Source organism: Wohlfahrtiimonas chitiniclastica DSM 18708 (assembly GCF_000375345.1).
GTDB lineage: Bacteria > Pseudomonadota > Gammaproteobacteria > Cardiobacteriales > Wohlfahrtiimonadaceae > Wohlfahrtiimonas > Wohlfahrtiimonas chitiniclastica.
Genome location: NZ_AQXD01000003.1, coordinates 298,866 through 305,072, shown reverse-complemented (window position 1 = coordinate 305,072; position 6,207 = coordinate 298,866). Strand labels below are relative to the sequence as shown.

At 43.0% G+C, this 6,207-nt stretch carries 5 protein-coding genes and 1 rRNA gene; 5 read left to right on the top strand and 1 reads right to left on the bottom strand.

Going from position 1 to position 6,207, the window contains the following annotated elements; genetic code table 11:
- Positions 1-101: 101 nt before the first annotated feature.
- The 5 genes from rrf (at position 102) to trhP (ending at position 5,327) form a co-directional block, all read left to right on the top strand.
- Positions 102-217, top strand: a 5S ribosomal RNA gene (gene rrf, locus B143_RS0108050).
- A 191-nt stretch (positions 218-408) separates the two neighbouring features.
- Positions 409-1,395 (top strand): HlyD family secretion protein, encoded by a 987-nt coding sequence (locus tag B143_RS0108045; protein WP_008316600.1) that lies wholly within the window; start codon positions 409-411, stop codon positions 1,393-1,395.
- A 10-nt stretch (positions 1,396-1,405) separates the two neighbouring features.
- On the top strand, positions 1,406-2,602 hold the full coding sequence (locus B143_RS0108040; RefSeq protein WP_018122878.1) for an ABC transporter permease: 1,197 nt from the start codon (positions 1,406-1,408) through the stop codon (positions 2,600-2,602).
- Positions 2,595-3,779, top strand: coding sequence for an ABC transporter permease (locus B143_RS0108035; RefSeq protein ID WP_018122877.1), 1,185 nt, complete (start codon positions 2,595-2,597; stop codon positions 3,777-3,779). Before B143_RS0108040 ends, B143_RS0108035 begins: the two co-directional genes overlap by 8 nt.
- A 120-nt stretch (positions 3,780-3,899) precedes the next feature.
- Positions 3,900-5,327: a prephenate-dependent tRNA uridine(34) hydroxylase TrhP gene (gene trhP, locus B143_RS0108030; RefSeq protein ID WP_008316605.1), complete on the top strand. Its 1,428-nt coding sequence runs from the start codon at positions 3,900-3,902 to the stop codon at positions 5,325-5,327.
- Positions 5,328-5,486: 159 nt separating this feature from the next.
- Here trhP and B143_RS0108025 read toward each other — a convergent pair whose 3' ends face one another.
- Positions 5,487-6,197 carry a GntR family transcriptional regulator gene (locus B143_RS0108025; RefSeq protein WP_008316607.1) on the bottom strand — a complete coding sequence of 237 codons (711 nt, stop codon included), beginning with the start codon at positions 6,195-6,197 and terminating at the stop codon, positions 5,487-5,489.
- Between the last annotated feature and the right edge of the window lie 10 nt (positions 6,198-6,207).

Below are 6,207 nucleotides of genomic sequence, written 5' to 3'. Positions count from 1 at the left end.
ATAATAGGTCTCAGAAAAATGTAACAAATGATGTCGCTAGACTAAACCAACTAAACCAAAGAATGCTGTTGTTGTGATCTAATCACACAACCACCAGTTTTCCTGGAGACAATAGCGCTATGGAACCACCTGATCCCATTCCGAACTCAGAAGTGAAACGTAGCTGCGCCGATGATAGTGTGGGGCCTCCCCATGTGAAAGTAGGTCATCTCCAGGGCCTAACATGAATGGCCCTCTTCAAGCGAAGAGGGCTTTTTCATTTGTCTGGAAAAATAATATCATCATATGTATCTATTTGAAGTACACAAGACTAGATTGCCCTGAAGTTAATAAATAGCAGGCGATAACTCGCTCGGCTATACTATAATAATTAAATCAAACGATTAAATATAACTTTAGGAAAATACTATGCAGAAAATGACGCGTACATTATTAGGTTTAGGTGCACTGTTTATTGCCCTTGTTGTGGTGCTTTATTTAGTGGCCCATCAACAAAAAGAGTTTGTGCTTCAAGGTGAAGTTGAGGCGAATCGTGTGGACATTTCAGTGCGTGTGCAAGGCCGTGCGAAAGAGGTTTTTTATGATCTTGGGGATAATGTTAAAGAAGGCGATACGCTCGTCATTTTAGAAAATCCTGCAATGATTGCCCAGCAAATTACAGCCGAAGCACAATATAATGTGGCCAAAGCGAATCGTGATGTGGCATACAGTACGCGCCCTGAACAAATTGAAATCCAAAAAGCATTGTTAGCTTCCGCAGAAGATGGCGTGACGTTGGCTAAACAGAGCTTTGATCGTGTGCAAAAAGCGATTCAAAAGGGCGGGGTTTCTCAACAAGTGTTTGATGAAGCAAAAACCTCTTATGAAGTGGCATTGAAAGATAAATTGGCGGCTGAAGCGAGTTTACAATTGGCAGAAAATGGCGCGAGCATTGAAACCAAACATTTAGCCGATGCACAAGTTGCCCAAGCGAAAGCTGCATTGAACCAAGTCAACACAGATGTGGATACTTTGATTGTTAAAGCCACCGCCAATGGTCAAGTGACGGCTAAAGTTGCAGAAGTGGGTCAATTATATAATCCAGGCACGCCACTTTATTCATTGATTGATTTAACGGACATGTGGGTGACGTTTAACATTCGTGAAGATTTCTTACGTGCTGCGAAAATTGGTGATGTGTTTGAAGTGGAAATTCCTGCCCTTAAAGAGACTGTGGAAGTGAAAATCACAGCACTCAATGCATTGGGGCAATATGCCAACTGGCGCGCAACGAAAGCAACCGGTGAATTTGACTTGCGTACCTTTGAAGTGCGTGCGAAACCCATTAAAAATATTGAGGCATTGCGTCCTGGTATGAGTGTGATTGCGAAGTGGAACACACGCAAAGCTCAATAGGGCGGATATTATGAAAACTCCAATCACTAAAACACAGGCTCAAAATAGCTTTTTCTTTGGCTTTTGGCGGGAATGGAAGATCATTGGTCGCTCAAAGCCCCTGTTTGCCTCTGTGTTTCTTTATCCGCTGATTGTTATTTTTGGCATGATGTACATGTTCAATGCAGAGGTCATTAATCGGGTGCCCATTACGGTGGTGGATCTTGACAATACATCAACCTCACGCAGTCTCATTCAACATGTGTCAGCATCTCCATCGATTTCGGTTGCGATGCGCAATGACAATTTAAGCGATGCAAAAACGGCACTTCTTAAAGGCGATATTTTTGGGATTTTGTTGATTCCAAATGATTTTGAAAAACGCATGCTCGGCAACCTTCAACCAGAGATTACGGGCTTTTCGAATCTGCAATATATGGCACTTGGCAATGTGTTAAAAGTGGGTTTCACGCAAGCGTTTGGTTCAAGTTTAATGACGATGCAGGCTGAGCGTTTGACCACGCAAGGGGTGACAGCGCAATTGGCGATGAAGGAATTGTCGCCAGTGGCGGCGGACATGCATCCTGTGTTTAATCCAACGCTCAACTATGTTTACACATTGGTCAATGGTATTGTGCCCACGATTTTACAAATCATTGTGATGCTCTCCATTGCTTATACCACTGTGCAAGATAAATATGGGCAGCTTGGCGTGCTGGGTATTTTGCGCATGAATAACAACAGTGTCTTTCAATTTGTGGTCAATAAAATTGCGCCGTATACGTTGGTCTTTTTGATGTCGCTCTTTACGTTAGACATTGGGCTCATGTTCTTTTTTGAGTTGCCGCTTCGTGGTTCATTATTGTGGGAGATGTTGGCATCATTTACCTTCATCACCAGTGCATCATTGTGCGCGATTGTGCTGACGTTATGGCTGCCACAGCGTTCATTAAACTATGGCTCGGTAAGTATTTTTGCATCCCCAGCCTTCGGGTTTACGGGATTATTTTATCCGCGGATGTCGATGGATCTCTTTGCCCAAATTTGGGGTGCGATTTTACCGATCACTTGGTACATTGAGGCGCGTTTAGATCAAACTTTACGAGATGCAGGATTGCTCACCTCTTTAAAATCCATCATTGCGATGATGCTCATTGGCATTGTGGCCTATGGTTTGATTGTGCTGCGCGTTGCATTATTGAAAAAAGCGGAGGCCAAACATGCTTAAGTTGATATTTGCCGTCATGATCAATGAGCTCAAGCGATTGCTACGCGTTAAAGAGGTCTCCTCTGTTTTGATCATTGGTTTGGTGACTTACTTTTTTTTCTATCCATTGCCTTACAACAACGAAGAGGTGCGCGATGTGCCCATTGCTGTGATGGATCAGAATAAAACCACCATGAGCCGTGAATTATTGCGCATGTTAGATGCCACCGATTCATTGAAAATTGTGGATCATGTGGAGAATTTAGGGGAAGCAAAAGAGCTTCTAAAACAGCGCAAAATTTACGGAATTGTGGTGATTCCCTTTGAATTTGAGCAAAATATCCTCAAAGGACGCCGTGATGCTGTGGTGTTTTATGGGGATGCCAGCTACGTGATGATTTACAACGGTGCCGCAAATGCGGTTTCTTCTGTGGTGATGGCAACGAATAAAAAGATTCTCGTGGATAAGCAAATTGCCATGGGTGTTGATCCTGCCATTGCCCAAGGCAACAGTGCGCCTTTTAATCCTGTGACGGTAGATTTATTTAACCCACAATCAGGTTATGCCACATACATCATTCCGCCAGCGTATGTATTGATTTTGAATCAAAGCATGTGGATTGGGATTATGTTGGCGTGCATTTTGAGCCGCCGTTCTGAATTTGACATGGCGTTTGTCAGCACACCGCAGCGCTCGACGGCACAATTGGCATTTGCAGCGCTGGCCGGCCGCTATTTAGCGTATCTCTTTTACGCTTATTTTGGTTATTGGATCTTTATGCTCTTTGCGCCATATTGGTATCAATTACCACGTTTGAGCGACATTTTCTCACTGGCGATTTTTGGCATGTTTTTCTTAAGTGCCATCATTTTCTTAGCGCTCGCCATGTCGAGCATTTTTAAGAAAATGGACAATGTATTTCTATTGATGCTGCCATTTAGTATGATTTTCTTCTTCTTTTCAGGGATTTCATGGCCACAATATTTGATGCCAGATCTCTTTTTAGGCATTGCGCGCATCTTGCCCTCAACATCCGCAATTGAAGGCTTAGTGCACATGAATCAGATGGGTGCATCTTTGCAAGAAGTGGAATTTCAGCTCATGAACTTAGCCGTTTTGATTGTGATTTATGGCTTATTGGCATATGGCGTCTTTTATCGCTATGTGTCGAAATTAAAAGCACAGCCACCAGCATAAGATTGTTAAAATTAAGAAAATATTGCGCTCTTGATGGATCATCAAGAGCGTTTTTTATTTTTTCAGGTATAATATTTGCCCTTTGGCTATAAGCCGTGATCCCCTGTAAGGATGAGACAAATGACACAAAGACAAGTTGAATTATTAGCGCCTGCGGGCACCTTTGAAAACCTACGTTACGCCTTTGCCTATGGTGCAGATGCTGTGTACGCAGGTTTGCCACGTTATAGTTTACGTGTGCGCAACAATGACTTTAAAAACGAAGAACGCATGAAAATGGGGATCGATTATGCCCATGAACATGGTAAAAAATTGTTTGTGGCATTAAATACCATGCCCCATGGCGCAAAGCTTAAAACATTCGTGGATGATTTAGCCCCCATCATTGATTTAGGTCCTGATGCGTTGATCATGGCGGACCCAGGTTTAATCATGATGGTGCGTGAACGCTGGCCTGATATGGACATTCACTTGTCTGTACAATCAAATGCTGTGAACAGCGCAACAGTGAAATTCTGGCAAAAACAGGGTTTAACGCGCGTGATTTTATCTCGTGAACTCTCCTTAAATGAGATTCATGAAATCCGTCAAGAATGCCCAGACATGGAATTAGAAGTGTTTGTGCATGGCGCATTATGCATTGCGTACTCTGGCCGTTGCTTATTGTCGGGTTACTTTAACCACCGCGATGCCAACCAAGGCACCTGCACGAATGCTTGTCGCTGGAATTATGGTTTAACGGATGCAAAAGAGACACCTGAAGGTGAGCTCATTCCAAAAAATGCAGATTTGGTGAACATTTACACCTCCGCCAGTGGCCATGTGCAACCAAAAACGGATGATCCAATGAAATATCTTCAAGATGAATTGAACCGCTCTGCGTTTGATGCGCCAGAAGGTTACAATCCTCATCCAGAAGCGGATCGCTCTTATCTCATTCAAGAGAACAATCAGCGTAAAGGCGAATGGATGGAGATCAGCGAAGATGAAAATGGCACATACATCATGAACTCTCGTGATTTACGCGCGATCCATCATGTGCAGCGTTTGATTGAAATTGGCGTGGATTCTTTGAAAATCGAAGGGCGCACAAAATCTCATTATTATGTGGCACGTACTGCACAGTTGTATCGTCAAGCGATTAACGATGCGATTGCTGGCCGTGAATTTAACCCAGAATTGTATGGCAAATTAGATGGCTTAGCGAACCGCGGTTATACCGAAGGTTTCTTACAACGTCACATGCCGCACGCTTACCAAAATTATTTAACCGGCAACAGTATTCACTCGCGTCAGCAATATGTGGCAGAAGTGAAATCCTATGATCCTGAAACAGGCATTGCGGTGTTAGAAGCGAAGAACAAATTTGGTACAGGCGATCGCGTTGAGATCATCAATCAACATGGCAACCGTGAAGTGGTGATCGGTGAGATGAAAAATGATAAAGGTGAAGTGATCGAAGTGGCCAAAGGTTCCGGTTACATTGTGCATGTGAACATTGGCCCTGTGGATGACATGACGATGATTGCGCGCTATCTTTATGAATAAATAGCATCATTGATCATTTAATGGATAAAAAACCTTGGTTTTCACCAAGGTTTTTTTATGCGCGAGGCAATAATGTATCTAATTTGTAGCCTAAGTGTTGCATGCAACATATCACTGTGCTATAAATTATTGAAGAGAAAGCATGGGCGGTTAAATGACTTATTTATGAATCCATGAAAACTGACTCAAAAGATCAGGATCTAACCAATCATCTCTCTTTTTCGCCTCTTGTGTGATTAACATATTAGCGGTGTTGATAATGTGACGTTTCATCGCCCGTTCTGCGGCATCGGCATCTTGATTTAAGATCGCTTGATGAATCTCTTCATGGTCAGCGAGTGCTTCCATACAAGTTCGAGAATGAGGAATGGTGCTAGGGCCAGTCAAAAGAACAGAGTTGCGAGTATTTTCAATAATCATTAAAGCACGATCAATGTGCGCAGCTTCTAATAAGGCAGAGTGATAATCCTTATCTGCTTTCAATGTCTCTTTGGCATCATCTTTTTGAGCAGCAGCGGCAAAATTATCATACGCGGCGATGATCTTTTTAAGATCTTCATCTGTGCGTGATAAGGCAGCTTTACGAATGAGGGGAACTTCAAGCATCAAACGGATCTGGAATGATTCAATGAGCTCTTGAAGGGAGGTTGGCAAAATGCGAATCCCACGATTGCGTTCAACGCGCACAAGGCCAATGGCGGCCAATTGTTGTGCAGCTTCGCGTACAGGGGTTCGAGAAGCGCCAATCCATTCTCCAATTTCTGTTGCTGAATACAGTTTTCCGGGCTCAAGAACGCCATTGAGAATGGCGTCACGAAGAAGATCAAATGCTTGGTCAGAAAGATTCTCTATTTTTTTTAGTTTTTTCATGTTGTATAAC

What these genes read in the sequence shown, in the direction of transcription:
- B143_RS0108040 (WP_018122878.1), top strand. Translation starts at nt 1,406, where the DNA reads ATGAAAACTCCAATCACTAAAACACAGGCTCAAAATAGCTTTTTCTTT.
- B143_RS0108025 (WP_008316607.1), bottom strand. Translation starts at nt 6,197, where the DNA reads ATGAAAAAACTAAAAAAAATAGAGAATCTTTCTGACCAAGCATTTGAT.
- B143_RS0108045 (WP_008316600.1), top strand. Translation starts at nt 409, where the DNA reads ATGCAGAAAATGACGCGTACATTATTAGGTTTAGGTGCACTGTTTATT.
- trhP (WP_008316605.1), top strand. Translation starts at nt 3,900, where the DNA reads ATGACACAAAGACAAGTTGAATTATTAGCGCCTGCGGGCACCTTTGAA.
- B143_RS0108035 (WP_018122877.1), top strand. Translation starts at nt 2,595, where the DNA reads ATGCTTAAGTTGATATTTGCCGTCATGATCAATGAGCTCAAGCGATTG.